Genomic DNA, 15,130 nt, shown 5'->3' with positions numbered 1-15,130 from the left:
ATGAAAAAGGACCTGGAACAACAAGACACCGTCATCGAAGTGAACCAACTGGTCACCCATTATGGCCAGCGAAAAATCCTGGACGGGGTAGATCTGAACATCAAACGTGGTGAAATCCGGGTCATCATGGGCGGTTCCGGATCAGGGAAATCTACGTTGTTGTGGCACATTTTGGGTCTGTATCAACCCACCAAAGGACGAATTCACCTGCTGGGTCAGGACATCCATGAAATCAGTTTCAATGACATGCTGAAATTGAAACAGGACATCGGAGTGTCCTTCCAAAGTGGCGCTTTGTTTTCCTCCATGTCTGTGGGCGAAAACGTTGCGTTACCATTGCGGGAGTTCACCGATCTGGATGAAAACACGATCCGCATCATCTCAAGAATGAAACTCGAAGTGGTCAATCTTGGCGGATTCCATAAACTGATGCCATCTCAGCTTTCTGGTGGTATGATTAAACGGGCAGCGTTGGCCAGGTCCATTGTCATGGACCCGAAATTATTGTTTTTTGACGAACCCTCAGCCGGATTGGACCCGGTCGTGGCTTCCGAGATTGATGATTTGATCTTGTCATTGCGTGACACCATGGGAATGAGTATGGTGGTGGTGACCCATGAACTGGACAGTGCATTTAAAATCGCTGACAAAATCACAGTACTGGATAATGGCAAGAATTTGCTCACCGGAACGGTAGAGGAAATCAAAGCGTCTACAAATAAAAGGGTGATGGATTTACTTCAGCGCCGTTCAAGACATGACAAACTTGACCCCGCAGATTACCTCAAGCGACTTACACAGGAAAATTACACATTATCATGAAAAGACAGGTCAGCAATTACTTTTTGGTTGGGATGTTTACCCTGGTGATCTCCGTCGCCACGCTATGGCTGTTGGTTAAGATGACCGGTAAACAAGCCGACGCCGTTGAATACAGCAGTTATTATGCCAATGTAACAGGCCTGGGTTACGGTACACCGGTCTATTTTGAAGGATACAGAATTGGCCAGGTTGAATCCATTCAACCAGAGTACAAACAAACCAAATTGGATTTCAAAGTCACCTACTCGGTGCTGAAAGAATGGAAAATACCGGTTGATTCATCAGCCCAAATTAATTCGGCAGGTCTGCTGGCCGATATGTCCATCAACATCAGAGGTGGAGAATCAGATCAGCACTTCATTCCCGGCGCGATCATTCCCGGGATGCCACCTGCTGATTTGTTCGCACAACTGGCCGATGTCTCCGACAACATCACCGACATCACCGAAGAAAAGGTCAAACCGATGCTCGATATGTTGTATGAACGGCTGGACAGCATCACCAAACAAATTGATGATGGGTTGCCGGGCATCATGGCAAACGTCAATCAATCAACAGCTGAACTTGACCGGTTGATGAAGTCCGCCAATGAACTCCTGAGCAAAGACAACACCGAAAATGTCGAAGCATTCATCGCCAACCTGGCCAAATTGAGCGCAGAAATGCAGCAATCAGTTGAAGCCCTGGATCAGGGATTAAATAACATCAACGGTCTGGTTGCTGATGCCCGGGGGATGATCACCGCCGATGATTCTGACATGGCTGACATACTGAAAACTGCTGCCAAGAGCATGCTGGCGTTGTCCAACAAACTGGACAGCATCACCAATGAAATAGAAAGTGCTTCCATGAACCTCAATGAAGCCACCAATCAAATTCGCAAGAACCCGTCCTCATTGATTTTTTCACAGGATGCTGAAGTGGAGGATGCTGACTTATGAAAACAGCAAAACCATGGATGCTCATCCTGATGGTGTCTCTGCTGGTCCTCACCGGCTGTAGCAATCAAGTGGCACAATCCAAAAAGTACTTCAGAATTAAGACCATTGAATTCAATGAAGCCGCTGAAAAACGCAACCTCACGCTGGTGGTCAAACGACCCAAAGCCCTGAGCATTCTCGGCGGGAGGCCCATGGTTGCCACCCGCGATGATGATTCATTGGTACAATTGAGCCATCATTTCTGGCTGGAGTCACCCAAGGTATTGTTGCAGGACATTTTTAATCAATGGGCATCGGGTCATTGGCACAAAGTCAGTTATCAGGAGCCGGCCAATGAAGCCTATCAGGTACTGGAAAGCCGCATCCTGGCATTCGAAAAGCAACAACAATCTGCCAGGCTGAGTATCGAGTTTCAGCTGTATGACCAGGACCGTTTGTTACTGTTCAGTCGTCAGTTATCCCACAACCAGGTCATTGATGGTGAAGGATACCGGGCCTTTGCCAGGGCCATTGGACAGGCCTTAGAACAGGTACTGAAGGAATTGGCTCATGAGCTCTGACATGTTCTCTGCACGATTGATTGATGCACTGGGACTGATCCCCATGCAGCGCAAAGGACAAGCGGTTGTGGTTAGCAATCCAACTGAACAACCAACACAGTCAGCCATGACCACTCAACCACAGGACAAACCTGTTGCCACATCAGCTGACACACCGCAACTCGATAAACATGAATTCAGGTTGCTGGTGAACATGCTCAAAGCCATCGGTCACGATTGCCAGTATGACCACATCAAATACGATGGCCACGAAGTGCGTTATCAGTTACATGAGCTGACGTTGGTATTCAATGACATCAATCAGGCAGATGACAGTCAGCACATGAACTTATCAAGCCTGACTGACATCATCAGCAGCCCTGCTCTGAAACGACCCGTTTGGGAAAAGCTGAAAACCATTCAAGTCTGATGATTCGCGAACACCTGTTTCATCGTTCCCCCACAGCTGACCCTGATTTCAGGTGGCGGGGTGGCGAAGTCAGTCGGGTTGAGGCTTTTTCGGATGGTATCTTTGCCATCACAGTGACCTTGTTGATTGTCTCAACGGCCAGCATTGAACGGTTTTATGACGTCTGGATCCTGGTGAGGGATTTACCAGCCTTTCTGTTGAGCTTTGCATTCCTGATGTATGCCTGGTTTGAACATCACCGGTTTTTTCGTCGCTATGGCCTGCAGGATGGCCTGACCCTGCTGATCAACACCATGTTCTTGTTCCTTATCATGATCCTGGCCTATCCATTGAAACTGCTGACCACTTTTTTGTGGTATTTGATACTGGGAATTCCCAGCAATCAGTTATTCAGCACACCACCTGATGTGGTGTTGAACATCACAGAATTCATGCAACGCACATATATGATGTATTTCTACAGCGCCGCGGTGGTTGGCGTGTTTGGCTGTTTGTTATTCATGCATCTGAATGCCTTATGGAAAAAACAGCAACTGGAACTGGACGAACTGGAACTGGTGATGACCCAAAAATCATACTTTCACCACCTGGCCACTGTCACCATAGCGGTGATTTCCATGCTGGTGTTATGGCTGACCAAACTTCCGGGCTGGTCAGGGGTGGTGTATTTCATGATGCCATTGGCTCATTTCTTAACCGGGTTGTATTTTGAGTTTAAAATGAACCGCATCAAAGCCACAGCAACAGAACCACAAAACAATCAATGATCAGTCACTCAATAATCCTTGACACTCCTGTACCTCCACCTTCCACCCGCTGGTTCCTTCGCTGTTGTCTGCTTATGTTATTCAGCACTCAGGTATCGGCACAGGTTGAAGAAGAGCACCTCTATGATGGCGTGGATTACCGCTGGTACTGGAACGCCAACCTGGGCATTGTGGTACCGGATGATGACATCCGACTGAATGAAGCTCAGGTACTGGACTTGCGGTTGGGTAAGCACCTGAACGAAAACTGGGCCATGGAGTTTGAAGTCATGCGGGATGAATATGATTTTGACATTGACTTCGACCTGAAGCATTACTCAGCGGCTTTCAATGTGCTGTACACCAACCATGATCCTTTGTGGAAGCCTTACTTTCTGTTTGGTGTGGGTGCCATCCGTTCCGATGCCCGTTTTCCGGATATTCAGGAAAATGACCTGGTGGTTAACCTCGCAGTTGGTGGTTCCTGGTATTTCACTGGCAATGGCGTACGCATCCGTGCCGAAGCCCGCTCCAGGCTGGACACCAATGATTCAGACCTGCCAGGTCAGGATGGTTTTGGCGACGGGCAATTCACCATCGGCATCATCGTCCCTATTGGCGATTGACGCCAGACTTCAAAGAAAAGGCAACAGCCAACCGCTGCGTTTTTTATAGTCCTGCCACTCAGGATACCGCGAGAGACTCTGTTCTTTGGCAACCATATTGGGTGCAAACACCAACAACCAGACAGCCACCAGGATAACCGCAGCCAGCCAATGCCAGGCCAACAGACCAAAAGAACCATATATCATAATTTCGCCCAGGTAATTGGGGTGCCTGACGCGGCGGTAAATACCCTCACTGATCAATCCTTTGCGGTATTTGAGGGTGTAAAATTTCTGTGCATCTGCGGCAATCATGATCACACATCCCAACACACACAGGCTGATACACAGGGCCAGCCAGATCGGCCCTGGCAATGGGTAAATTGGCGTTTGTGGCTGACTGATCAGCAACCAGCCTATCACCCAATACCAGAACAACACCCCAAAAAAAGCCACCAATCCACCACCAATGGTCACTTTATTCTGCCAGCCCGGATCGGGAAAATGTGCGTCCTTCAATAACCAAACCAACCCATAACTGCCATGCAATGCCAGATAAACCCAGGCTGCAGTGCTGGTGTTCTCATACCACCACATCAGCAATCCCAGAAACACCAAGGTCGCCCCTTTCTGAAAATTAATCACCCAAGCCAGTTTCCAGGGCTTAGGCCCGCCGAGAAAATCGGTGGTCAGGTGGTCCGCCAGTTTTTTTAATCCACGCATCATGGTTCCATTCTATGCTGGCGGCCTGGGACTTTCAATACAGTGTTTTGAGGGCTTCGGCAGAGTAGGGTTGCATGTCATCAAACTGTTGATCACGGACTTTGTGCACCCACTGAGGATCCTGCAGCAGACAGCGACCTACTGCAACCAAATCATATTCAGCAGCCTGCAGGGAACGTTCAATGCGCGCAAATTGCCCGGTTGAAACCCCTGATTCGGCAGCCATGCCCCGCTTGTCTTCGTCGACAAAACCCCCATCCAGTCCCACACTGCCCACCGTGATGGTCGGTTTGCCGGTTAACTTTTTGGTCCAGCCGGCCAGGTTGAGCTCTGAACCATCAAATTCCGGTTCCCAGAATCGCCGGGTAGAACAATGGAACACATCAACACCGGCATCCACCAATGGCTGCAGAAACCGTTTCAGTTCTTTTGGATTGTCAGCCAGGCGAGCATTGTAGTCCTGTAATTTCCACTGAGAAAATCGCAACACAACAGGAAATTCTTCACCCGTGCGTTTTTTGATGCCTCGAATGATGTCTGCTGCGAATGTGGTGCGCGCCTCAATATCACCACCATAGCGATCGGTCCGTAAATTGGTCTTTTTCCAGAAAAACTGATCAAGCAGATAGCCGTGGGCTCCATGCAATTCAACCCCGTCAAACCCCAGTTGCCGGGCATCCACTGCAGCCTGCACAAAGGCTTCAGTGACCTCGTCGATGTCTTGTTGGCTCATGGCCACGCCATTGGGTTTGTTGGGCGACAGTAATCCAGATGGGCTGTAAGCTGGTACGCTTTCATCAGGTTGCAGACAGTCTTTTCTGACGCCACCCACATGCCACAGCTGAGGCATGATGCGTCCACCTGCCTGATGCACCGCAGCCACCACTTTTTGCCAACCTGCCAGGGCTTCATCACCGCTGAAAAACGGTACATCAGGGTAACCATTGGCTGCCTGATGGCCTACACAGGTGCCTTCGGTAATGATCAGACCCACGTCATTGGCAGCACGACGCTGATAATAAGCCAGGTTATGCTCATTGGGCACGTGTCCCGGCGAGCTGCTGCGGGTCATGGGAGCCATCACCACGCGGTTTTTTAACCGCAGGCCACCCAGTTCAAAAGGTTCAAATAAAGCTTGTGTCATGATTTCAATTGTTTGCTGAGAGAGATCAGGGAACTGAGGGCTCGTTCAAGAAAATCAATGGTTCGCTGATCAGTCAGGTTCCCTTCTTTATCAAATTTGTCAGCGGCCTGAGCGATCATGACTTCCGGTTTGTTCACCACAAAAGCATTCATGAACACCAAAATCTGCCGCAGATGATATTGGCTGCGGGCGGTGCCCATACCCGGACTGGCACCCATGATGGATACCGCTTTGCCATTGAACGCCTGGTCCTCTACCCTTGAAAACCAATCAATGGCGTTTTTCAGGACACCGGATATGGAGTAATTGTATTCTGGTGAGGCCAACACAATGGCATCAGCTGACTGCAGCTGATCATGGGCTTTCTGCACCGCGCGGGGAATGCCTTTGGCATTGAGGTCCTGGTCGTAAAGAGGGAACTCACTGATGTCAACTTCTACAAACTCAATGTCTAGCTTTGTCAGGTGCCCTGCCACGGTTCTCAAGATACCGCGATGCATTGAATGGGCACGTAAACTGCCAGATATACCTGCAATCTTCATGTGTTGTGTCCTTTGTGAAAGACCCTCATTATAGTGCCTGTCTGTGAAAATCAGGTCACTGCAAAAAAACCAGGATTGGGTGTGTTTTATCACCAATTCAGTTAATATGAATCTTGTTTAGCTGGATTTTTTTGGTGTATCAACCACACTATAGGCTGGGTTTTCTCAGGTATTTGCTGCTCATCTGGATGTGTTCATGTGCACTTCTGGCATCCGCACACCCTGACCTGAATTCACGACAACACCACCTTGAACAACTCCAACAGACCACCGGGCAGGCTGACTGGATATTTGCCAAAGCAATGCTGTATGCCGACAGCGACCATCCTGGGCTGGCATTGGAAGTACTGAAAACCCTGACAGACAAAACTGTGACAGACCCCAAATCCAATTTTCGCATGGCCCGGCTGTATCTACGCCTGAAGCAGCCTGATCTGGCCCGTAAATATTTACTCAACCATTTCAAAAAATTCCCAAATGCCCAGCCTGACATTACCATCAGTACGCACATACTACTGGCTGAAATTGCCGTCCGGCAACAACATCCACAAACGGCTGTGAATCACTTGAATCAGGCACTGATGCTGAATCCTGAATTACCAGCTCACCTGTATGTCTTGACCATCCGGGCCATGAGCATGGCAAACTACGCTGCAACCGAAGTATTCGAAACGCTTAAAACCGGCCTGATCCATCATCCTGGCTATCTGCCGCTGCTCGAGTTGAATATTCAACAGGCGATGACGTACTCAGACCCATGCATCATTGATCAGGCCATCGAACAGTTGTTAAAGCAATACCCACGCCACCCAAACTGGCAGAACAACTCAGGCAGGTCGACCCGATGAGACCCACTGCTCAATTCAATCTCTTTACCACGCTGATGATGTTGGCTTTGCAGATGCTGCCAATCAATCATGCCATAGCCAACGATTTACTTCGCGGACCTTACCTGCAAAACCAATCCCCCTCAGAACTGACCATTCGCTGGCGCACCAGCCAAGCAGTCAACTCACGGTTGTGGTGGGGTAAAAACCAAGGGGAACTGACCCACCAGTCAGGCGCTGATTCACTGACCACCGAACACAGCCTGACCATCACCGGTCTGACACCTGCAACCGTCTATCACTATGCCATCGGCTATGATCAAACCCTACTGGCTGGCAATGATCCAACACACTTTTTCACAACACCTCCAATGCACGGTGAGACCAGTCCGGTGAGATTCTGGGTACTCGGCGATTCCGGAACCGGTAACAATGATGCCCTGGCAGTGCGCGATGCTTACCTGCAGTACAGCACACAGCAACCAACCCATCTGTGGTTCATGCTCGGTGACAACGCCTACCCGCTGGGTACCGACGAAGAATATCAATCAGCCGTGTTTGACATGTATCCACAAATCTTACGTCAATCAACATTATGGCCAACCATCGGCAATCATGATGCCGCCAATGCAGATTCTGTGACCGGAACAGGCGTGTATTATGAGTTATTCACATTGCCCCACCAGGCCAACAGCACAGGGCATGGTATCGGTGCTGACTCAGGAACAGAGGCTTATTATTCTTTTAACTACGCCAACATACATTTCATCATTCTGGACTCAGATGAAACCCTCCCGTCATTCCGTCAGGCACAACTGGATTGGCTGCAATCAGACCTGATGCTGAACCAGGCAGATTGGACCATTGCCATGTGGCACCATCCGCCCTATACCAAAGGCTCTCATGATTCTGACATTGAGTCGCGACACCTGCACATGCGTGAGCACATTCTTCCTGTGCTGGAAAGTCACGGAGTGGACCTGGTGCTGGGTGGTCACAGTCATTCATACGAACGTTCCTGGTTGATTGACGGACATTACGGCCATTCCAATACCTTCGATACCGACCACATCGTGAATGATGGCAGCGGCAACCCCCACATCGATACAGCCTATGTAAAACCACCTGCCGGTGTAATGTCACATCAGGGTACGGTCTATGTGGTGGCCGGTAGTTCAGGTAAAACCAGCTCCACCCAGGGGGTGGCCCATCCGGCTATGAGGAACATCGAGGCATTGCGTGAATTGGGCTCCATGGTAGTTGAAATCAATGGCCTCAGCCTGACCGCTCAGTTTTTGCGGGCAGATGGCCAAATTGAAGACTTATTTACCGTCATTAAGAACGATGCACTTTTTAACAACTCATTTGATGATTGAATGCCCTCACCAGACTCATACACCACAGAGAGCTGATGATCAGCTCGACCCGCCGACTTGGTTAGGCAGATCATGCAGATATGGCGGTTTGACGAAGTCAAGAAGCCATAATGGAATGATCGATAAGCCGTGAGCGATAGTGAATCAGAGCGTCGAGCGCTTGATCACACGACATGATCGCCGAGGCCTCGGCCTCTGTTCCAGACGAGACCCTAACTCCTCCATCCGAAGAGTCGGCTTTCACTTTTGTCAGCAACAAAAGTGAATGAAGTCCCAAGGTCATTCCTAAGATGTGCAAGCCACAACCTGTGTGCTTCAAAAGAGAGCTGATGGTCAGTTCGACCCGCCGAAATGGTTAGGCAGATCATCGAAGTTCGGCGATTTAACGCAGCCTGGACGCCTTGATGGACAGAGCGTTAGCTATTCAGGGACTCAAGCGCTTGCTCAGTCAAAGTGAACGCCAGGCCTCAGTTTCTTTTCCCTTCTTGGCTGCATGGTTACAGGAGTTGGAGCGGAGACTGGATCGGAGGCCGAAGTCCCGGGAACATTCTTTCAATGCATTCAATGGTTAAGCTTTCATTAACCCATCGATTGGTTAACCATTACTTAACGATGCTTGCTGATTTCTTGCTCATTTCTTTCATATTTCAGACTTAGATTGAAAGTCACCATAACGAGTGGCATCAAGCCACCACACTACGGAGTCTTCATATGAAACAATTCAATTTCAAAACACTTTGTCTGACAACCTTGTTTCTGAGCAACCAGTCAATCGCTCAAAATGCTCAAAACGGTGGACCCGGTTCCCGGCCAGACAATCAACCAGACAATCTGATCTCACCAGCCAGGCGGATTGAACGCGGTCCCAGGCCACCACAGGACCCCACACCAACTGATGATCGCTACCGGTCCATTGATGGCAGTGGCAACAACCGCTCGCTGCCTTCTATGGGAGCAGCACACACCCAACTGGTGCGCCTGGTGGAACATGACTATGCAGATGGAGTGGAAGCCCTCGCCGGCAATCACCGCGTCAGTGCCCGTCAGATCAGTCAGGCAGTCAGCGCTCAGTCAGCTGACATACCCAATCACCGGGGCGCCAGCGATTACCTCTGGCAATGGGGACAATTCATTGACCATGACATTGATTTAACCGACGGTGTCGATCCTGCTGAACCTGCTGCCATTTCAATTCCTGTAGGTGACCCCTGGTTTGACCCTGATGCCAGCGGCACCCAGACCATGGCTTTTAACCGCTCTATTTATGACCCAGACACTGGTACCTCAACTGAAAATCCAAGACAACAAATCAATGAAATCACCGCTTGGCTGGATGCATCAAATGTGTATGGTTCAGACGTCATGCGAGCCACAGCATTGCGAACCATGGATGGAACCGGCCGGTTAAAAGAATCACCCGGTCGCTTGCTACCTTTCAACACTGAAGGCCTGGCCAATGCCGGCGGTGGTAGTGAAGAGTTGTTTTTGGCCGGTGATGTCAGGGCCAATGAACAGGTCGGACTCACGGCAATGCATACCTTGTTTATGCGGGAACACAACTGGCAAGCTGACCGCATCCGGGAAAACAACCCGCAACTGAATGGCGAAGAAATATACCAACAGGCCAGAGCCATCGTGGCAGCAGAAATACAGGCCATCACTTATCATGAGTATTTGCCCACACTGCTGGGGCGCGATGCGTTGCCCCGTTACCGGGGGTACAATGACCGCATTCATGCCGGTATTGCGAATTTATTCTCCGGTGCGGTGTTTCGTTATGGTCACAGCGCGCTGAGCCCACAATTGTTGCGTTTGGATGTTGACGGTGAGCCCATTGAAGCTGGACACCTGCCTCTGAGATCGGCCTTTTTTGCCCCTCACAGACTCTCAGCAGAGGGGGGTATTGAACCCATATTACGTGGCTTGGCTGCACAGGTATGTCAACAAGTGGACAATTTAATCATTGATGATGTCAGGAACTTTTTATTCGGAGCTCCGGGTTCTGGAGGATTTGACCTGGCCTCATTGAACATCCAACGTGGCCGGGATCATGGCTTACCAGCCTACAATGCTGTTCGGGAAGCATATGGACTGCCACGTAAAAACAGTTTTGCAGCAGTGTCATCTGACACCAACACGCAGGCAGCTTTGGCAGCCGTTTATGACTCAGTAGATGACATAGATTTGTGGGTTGGGGGCTTGTCAGAAGACATCGAACCAGAAGCGCTGGTAGGGGAACTGATTCAAACCGTGCTGGCCGAACAGTTCAGTGCCTTGCGTGATGGTGACCGGTTCTATTTCGAATCACACATGGACCGGCGACAAGCAGAACAGATCAGACGGACCCGACTGTCCGATGTCATCAGAAGAAACACCGACATCGGTGATGAAATTCAAAACAATGTGTTTCTTACTGAATCCAGACAATGAACCAACAACAAGGGCACTCAACTGAGTGCCCTTGTTATCACCTGATGATTGACCATCAACGTCTTGTTAACCAGAATACGCGGCGCAACAGACCAGCCAGTACTTCTGGTAAATCTGCCGCATCATAGTCGGTACCATTGACTGTCACCGTGCCACTCAGCACCACCCCATCGGCATCAGCAAAGACCTCCAGACCTGTGAATGACACAGCATGGCTGTTGTCATCTGTGCTCACCGTGAACTCACCATCTGCAGAAGTATTTAACTGGCCACCACCCCGGGTGATGGTTTTACTGATGACACCGGTAAGGGCAGCGTTGTTGTCATTGGTGCCGGGGTGAAACTGGTTGAACTCAGTCAATGTGTTACCACTGAAATTCATGTTTTCCAAACGGCCACTTCTGGTCACGGTGTATGAACCAGAAAAATCATCGACCACTGTGGTCATGCGGGTGATGTCAAAACCAGCCATGGCGCTTGCCGATAACAGGCTGCAGGTGATGATCAGGGTTAATTTAAGGTTTTTGATGTTCATGGTTTACTCCTTTGATTGGTTAAAAAGCACTGCCAGCATGACAGTTACTGATCCCAACGCGAATCCGGTCAGTCGGTTGACACAACAACCGGAAAAATAATTTTTTCATCGGGCTGTCAACGTAATTGCCGGTCATCCGTTGTTGCTTGTATCAGACGAAAAGACTCAATCATGACGACAACAGCCATCAGCCAACGATATAATGTTTACCTGAACTCTGTACAACCTTCACGACAACAAAAGCTTCAGGACACCGTGGTATCAGCGCACACATTACAGCTCAGATTAGATCAGTTTCTGCGCACCCAGCAAAAACAGGCATATGCCATTGCGTTGCTCAATACCCGTCATCCAGAGGATTCCCTTGATGTGGTTCAGGAGGCCATGATTGCATTTGTAACAGCCTATCAACACAAACCTGATGACCAGTGGAAACCATTGTTTTACCGCATTCTGCACAATAAAATGAACGACCACCACCGCAGGAAAAAACACTGGTTTAAATATTTTTTCCAGGGCAATGACGGAGATCAGCTGGCTGTGGAACAAGCGGCTGATATGCCCTCACCCGCTTCTCGGTTGATCACCGCTGAACAGGGCCAGGCCCTGGTGGAATACATCAGCCAGTTACCCGTTAAACAAAAACAAGTACTCATTTACCGTCACTGGCAACAGTTGTCAGTTAATGAAACCGCCCGGATCATGCAAATCAGCGAAGGCAGTGTGAAAACCCACCTGCACCGGGCCATGCACAAAATCAATGAACTCCGTGGAGCCGATCATGAATGAAAATCAATTGAAACAAGACATCAAAAATTCGCTGAATGCAGTGACCGATGGCATCGATGGCCCTACCCAAGCCAGACTTCATGACATTCGTCATCAGGCGGTGTTTCAGCCCAAACGCCGCAGGCGTTGGATGCCAGTAGCCACTGTTGCCAGCTCATTGGTACTGGGGCTGTTCATGATTTGGCAATTCAGTCAACCGAACGTACCTGAAAACGGCCAGAATGATTGGTTGAGCGATGTGGAGTTACTGGCTGCTGAAGCTGAGACTGAGTTTTATGAAGACCTCGAGTTTCTCACCTGGCTGGAAGAAAGCCAATTGCTGGAATCAGACATATGAATCTGAGTTGGCTGACATTGTTACTGGCTGGCGTCAGTGATCAACCGACTGAAGAGGCTGTCATTGCACAACCCGTTGAGACAATCAGCGCCACAGCACAGCCTGACCTGGAACTGCTGATGTTTCTTGGCGAATGGAGTGATGATGCCAGCGACCAATGGCTGGACCCCACCACCTTAATTGAAGACAACGAATTAACCAGAGAACTGGACAAAGAGCACCCCAATGAAGAACACAAGCCTGATCATAATTAACCTGTTACTCAGCTGGCCATTATTGGCCTCAGACTGGGACAGCCTGAGTGAATCTCAACAGCAAACACTGTCACCATTCCAGGCTGACTGGGACGACATGCCACAGCAGCAACGTGAGCAACTGGCCAAAGGCGCAGAACGCTGGCAGTCATTGGACAAACAACAAAAAGGTCAGGTGCTCAAACGCCTGAACCGCTGGAAAAACCTCACCCCGCAGCAACGACAAAAAATCCGCAAACGTTACCAGGCCTACAAAAAGCTGTCACCCCGACAGCGACAAAACTTAAGAAGATTGCATCAGCGCTTTCAAAACCTGACGCCAGAACAGAAAAATAAGCTGCGCAAGCGGTTCAATGAAATGACTCCGGCACAGCGTCAAGCCATGAAGAAAAGACAATTGAAACGACAACAAAAACGCAATCAGCGCAATCCTTGATGAACGTCAGAACTCAGCATCCAACTGAAAACTCAAGGGCTCTTCATTACCAGGTGCCTTAAAGCTCAGGTATTCACTTTGTAAAGCCAGCCGGTCACTCATGTCAAGTGCCGCACCACTGGCGTACAACGAGTCACCAAGGATGGGGTGTCCCAGGTGCAACATGTGTACCCGCAACTGATGAGAGCGGCCGGTCACCGGTTGCAATGACACCCAGCTGGTTTCAGCATCCTCCTGTAAAACCTGCCAGTGGGTCACCGCAGGTTTGCCCACCTTCAGATCAACCATTTGTCTGGGCCGGTTCGGCCAGTCACATATCAATGGCGCCTCAACGGTGCCCTGGGGTGCCGGCAACCGGCCAAACACCCGGGCCCGGTAGCGTTTTTTCACTTGCCTCAGCTCAAACTGCCGGCTCAGGTGCACATGACTGGCCTTATTCATGGCCATCACCATCAATCCGGATGTTTCCATGTCCAGCCGGTGCACTGTGGTGGCACTCGGGTGTGCTTGCTGTGCGCGGCTTTGCAGGGAATCATGGTGTTCCGGTCTGCGCCCTGGAACCGACAACAGTCCGGGTGGTTTATTCAATACCAGCACATCATCATCCAGGTGGATGATCTCAAGTAAGGGCTCTTTTGGTGGGTTGTATGGCTTCACTTGCGGCGATTTTTACGGGCTGATTTCCTGGCTTCACGGGCTGCCAGGTCAGCAGCCACTTGCTGCTCTTCATGGTGCATCATGGCCGGCGTTTCAAGGGTGATCCGCCCCACTGTGCCTGCTCTGAATTCATTGAGAAACAGGTTGGAAATCCGTGTCAGATCAACCCGCCCACCCGCTTTCAGTGCACCACGCCGTTGCCCGATCAAGACCAACAGATCGTAAGGTTCGGCAGGTAGTTGATCAATTTGATACCGTTCTCTGAGTAAATCCTGGTAGGTCTGCAACACATATTCTGCCAGAAAAAAAGCCTTGTCTTCAGCTTCCACAATGTGATCTTTGATGCCACCGGTGACGGCCAGCCGGTAAGCACTGTTCTGATTGTCAAAGCGTGGCCATAACACGCCCGGTGTGTCGTGCAAGATCACGTTGCCGGGTAATTTTATCCGCTGTTGCCGTTTAGTCACTGCTGCCTCATTGCCTGTTTTGGCTATGCTGCGGTCAGCCATGATGTTGATCAATGTCGATTTGCCAACATTGGGAATACCCATGATCATCACTTGAATTGGTTTTTTATTGATCTCCCGGTGCGGAAACCAATCCAGACACCAACCTGGAATTTGTTTGATCAGTCCGGTGTCACTGGTATGCACCGCATAGGCCTTGATGGTCGGATCCTGTTGCAATTCAGCAATCCATGCTTCATTCAGTTTGGGGTCAGCCAGATCAGATTTGTTCAACAATTTGATGCTGGGGGTTTGACCTCGCAATTTTTGCAGCAAAGGATTTTGTGAACTGTAGGGTAAACGGGCATCAAGCACCTCAATCACCAAATCGACTTCAGGAAGTAATTGCCTGATTTCTTTTTGCGCTTTGTGCATGTGTCCGGGAAACCAATTGATACTCATGGGCAGTGCTGCTGATCTTAAAGAGCGCTATTTTAGCAGTCATTGTCCACAATAACTTGAATTCTGCATCACCAACCCTATTTTGCTTT

At 49.7% G+C, this 15,130-nt stretch carries 20 protein-coding genes; 14 read left to right on the top strand and 6 right to left on the bottom strand.

Going from position 1 to position 15,130, the window contains the following annotated elements:
* The 6 genes from B0475_RS02115 to B0475_RS02090 all read left to right on the top strand — a co-directional run bounded on the left by B0475_RS02115 (nucleotide 1) and on the right by B0475_RS02090 (nucleotide 4,104).
* Entirely contained in the window at nucleotides 1-822 is an 822-nt protein-coding gene (locus tag B0475_RS02115) for an ABC transporter ATP-binding protein (protein WP_077409754.1), read from the top strand.
* Nucleotides 819-1,763, top strand: a complete 945-nt coding sequence (locus B0475_RS02110) for an MlaD family protein (protein WP_077409753.1) — start codon at nucleotides 819-821, stop codon at nucleotides 1,761-1,763. The genes B0475_RS02115 and B0475_RS02110 overlap by 4 nt, the downstream gene beginning before the upstream one ends.
* Nucleotides 1,760-2,323, top strand: a complete 564-nt coding sequence (locus B0475_RS02105; protein ID WP_077409752.1) for an ABC-type transport auxiliary lipoprotein family protein — start codon at nucleotides 1,760-1,762, stop codon at nucleotides 2,321-2,323. The genes B0475_RS02110 and B0475_RS02105 overlap by 4 nt, the downstream gene beginning before the upstream one ends.
* The gene (locus B0475_RS02100; protein WP_077409751.1) at nucleotides 2,313-2,732 is read left to right on the top strand and encodes a hypothetical protein; all 420 of its coding nucleotides are present in this window, start codon (nucleotides 2,313-2,315) and stop codon (nucleotides 2,730-2,732) included. Before B0475_RS02105 ends, B0475_RS02100 begins: the two co-directional genes overlap by 11 nt.
* On the top strand, nucleotides 2,732-3,499 hold the full coding sequence (locus B0475_RS02095; protein ID WP_077409750.1) for a TMEM175 family protein: 768 nt from the start codon (nucleotides 2,732-2,734) through the stop codon (nucleotides 3,497-3,499). Before B0475_RS02100 ends, B0475_RS02095 begins: the two co-directional genes overlap by 1 nt.
* Nucleotides 3,500-3,573: 74 nt before the next feature.
* Nucleotides 3,574-4,104 (top strand): outer membrane beta-barrel protein, encoded by a 531-nt coding sequence (locus B0475_RS02090; protein ID WP_157892635.1) that lies wholly within the window; start codon nucleotides 3,574-3,576, stop codon nucleotides 4,102-4,104.
* A 9-nt stretch (nucleotides 4,105-4,113) separates the two neighbouring features.
* Here B0475_RS02090 and B0475_RS02085 read toward each other — a convergent pair whose 3' ends face one another.
* The 3 genes from B0475_RS02085 to B0475_RS02075 are packed head-to-tail and all read right to left on the bottom strand — an operon-like array spanning nucleotide 4,114 to nucleotide 6,492.
* Nucleotides 4,114-4,809, bottom strand: coding sequence for a methyltransferase family protein (locus B0475_RS02085; RefSeq protein ID WP_198538070.1), 696 nt, complete (start codon nucleotides 4,807-4,809; stop codon nucleotides 4,114-4,116).
* 31 nt (nucleotides 4,810-4,840) lie between these two features.
* Nucleotides 4,841-5,950 (bottom strand): NADH:flavin oxidoreductase, encoded by a 1,110-nt coding sequence (locus tag B0475_RS02080; RefSeq protein ID WP_077409748.1) that lies wholly within the window; start codon nucleotides 5,948-5,950, stop codon nucleotides 4,841-4,843.
* Nucleotides 5,947-6,492, bottom strand: coding sequence for an NADPH-dependent FMN reductase (locus tag B0475_RS02075; RefSeq protein ID WP_077409868.1), 546 nt, complete (start codon nucleotides 6,490-6,492; stop codon nucleotides 5,947-5,949). The genes B0475_RS02080 and B0475_RS02075 overlap by 4 nt, the downstream gene beginning before the upstream one ends.
* A 134-nt stretch (nucleotides 6,493-6,626) precedes the next feature.
* On the opposite strand from B0475_RS02075, the gene B0475_RS02070 reads away from it, so the two are divergent.
* From B0475_RS02070 to B0475_RS02060, 4 genes are all read left to right on the top strand, one after another.
* A complete protein-coding gene (locus tag B0475_RS02070) occupies nucleotides 6,627-7,340 on the top strand; it encodes a tetratricopeptide repeat protein (protein ID WP_077409747.1) in 714 nt (237 codons plus the stop codon).
* Nucleotides 7,337-8,695, top strand: a complete 1,359-nt coding sequence (locus B0475_RS02065; protein WP_198538069.1) for a purple acid phosphatase family protein — start codon at nucleotides 7,337-7,339, stop codon at nucleotides 8,693-8,695. The genes B0475_RS02070 and B0475_RS02065 overlap by 4 nt, the downstream gene beginning before the upstream one ends.
* Before the next feature lie 404 nt (nucleotides 8,696-9,099).
* On the top strand, nucleotides 9,100-9,267 hold the full coding sequence (locus B0475_RS17590) for a hypothetical protein (RefSeq protein WP_157892633.1): 168 nt from the start codon (nucleotides 9,100-9,102) through the stop codon (nucleotides 9,265-9,267).
* 139 nt (nucleotides 9,268-9,406) lie between these two features.
* The gene (locus B0475_RS02060; RefSeq protein ID WP_077409745.1) at nucleotides 9,407-11,125 is read left to right on the top strand and encodes a peroxidase family protein; all 1,719 of its coding nucleotides are present in this window, start codon (nucleotides 9,407-9,409) and stop codon (nucleotides 11,123-11,125) included.
* Between the two features lie 55 nt (nucleotides 11,126-11,180).
* Here the strand turns inward: B0475_RS02060 and B0475_RS02055 are convergent, their stop codons facing one another.
* On the bottom strand, nucleotides 11,181-11,660 hold the full coding sequence (locus tag B0475_RS02055) for a hypothetical protein (RefSeq protein ID WP_077409744.1): 480 nt from the start codon (nucleotides 11,658-11,660) through the stop codon (nucleotides 11,181-11,183).
* Nucleotides 11,661-11,831: 171 nt separating this feature from the next.
* On the opposite strand from B0475_RS02055, the gene B0475_RS02050 reads away from it, so the two are divergent.
* Genes B0475_RS02050 through B0475_RS02035 form a run of 4 tightly spaced genes read left to right on the top strand, consistent with a single transcriptional unit; the run spans nucleotide 11,832 to nucleotide 13,476 of the window.
* Nucleotides 11,832-12,449, top strand: a complete 618-nt coding sequence (locus B0475_RS02050) for a sigma-70 family RNA polymerase sigma factor (protein ID WP_077409743.1) — start codon at nucleotides 11,832-11,834, stop codon at nucleotides 12,447-12,449.
* The gene (locus B0475_RS02045; RefSeq protein ID WP_077409742.1) at nucleotides 12,442-12,786 is read left to right on the top strand and encodes a hypothetical protein; all 345 of its coding nucleotides are present in this window, start codon (nucleotides 12,442-12,444) and stop codon (nucleotides 12,784-12,786) included. Before B0475_RS02050 ends, B0475_RS02045 begins: the two co-directional genes overlap by 8 nt.
* Nucleotides 12,783-13,040, top strand: a complete 258-nt coding sequence (locus B0475_RS02040) for a hypothetical protein (RefSeq protein WP_077409741.1) — start codon at nucleotides 12,783-12,785, stop codon at nucleotides 13,038-13,040. Before B0475_RS02045 ends, B0475_RS02040 begins: the two co-directional genes overlap by 4 nt.
* Complete coding sequence (locus B0475_RS02035; protein WP_077409740.1) at nucleotides 13,012-13,476, top strand: DUF3106 domain-containing protein; 465 nt, start codon at nucleotides 13,012-13,014, stop codon at nucleotides 13,474-13,476. The genes B0475_RS02040 and B0475_RS02035 overlap by 29 nt, the downstream gene beginning before the upstream one ends.
* Before the next feature lie 6 nt (nucleotides 13,477-13,482).
* Here the strand turns inward: B0475_RS02035 and B0475_RS02030 are convergent, their stop codons facing one another.
* Both B0475_RS02030 and ylqF read right to left on the bottom strand, forming a co-directional pair.
* On the bottom strand, nucleotides 13,483-14,133 hold the full coding sequence (locus tag B0475_RS02030) for a pseudouridine synthase (RefSeq protein WP_077409739.1): 651 nt from the start codon (nucleotides 14,131-14,133) through the stop codon (nucleotides 13,483-13,485).
* Complete coding sequence (ylqF, locus tag B0475_RS02025; protein ID WP_077409738.1) at nucleotides 14,130-15,041, bottom strand: ribosome biogenesis GTPase YlqF; 912 nt, start codon at nucleotides 15,039-15,041, stop codon at nucleotides 14,130-14,132. The genes B0475_RS02030 and ylqF overlap by 4 nt, the downstream gene beginning before the upstream one ends.
* Between the last annotated feature and the right edge of the window lie 89 nt (nucleotides 15,042-15,130).

Origin of the sequence: Marinicella sediminis, from assembly GCF_002000055.1 — a bacterium.
Lineage (GTDB): Bacteria > Pseudomonadota > Gammaproteobacteria > Xanthomonadales > Marinicellaceae > Marinicella > Marinicella sediminis.
Note: the sequence above shows the minus strand (reverse complement) of the source record. Positions and strands in the feature narration are given on the sequence as shown.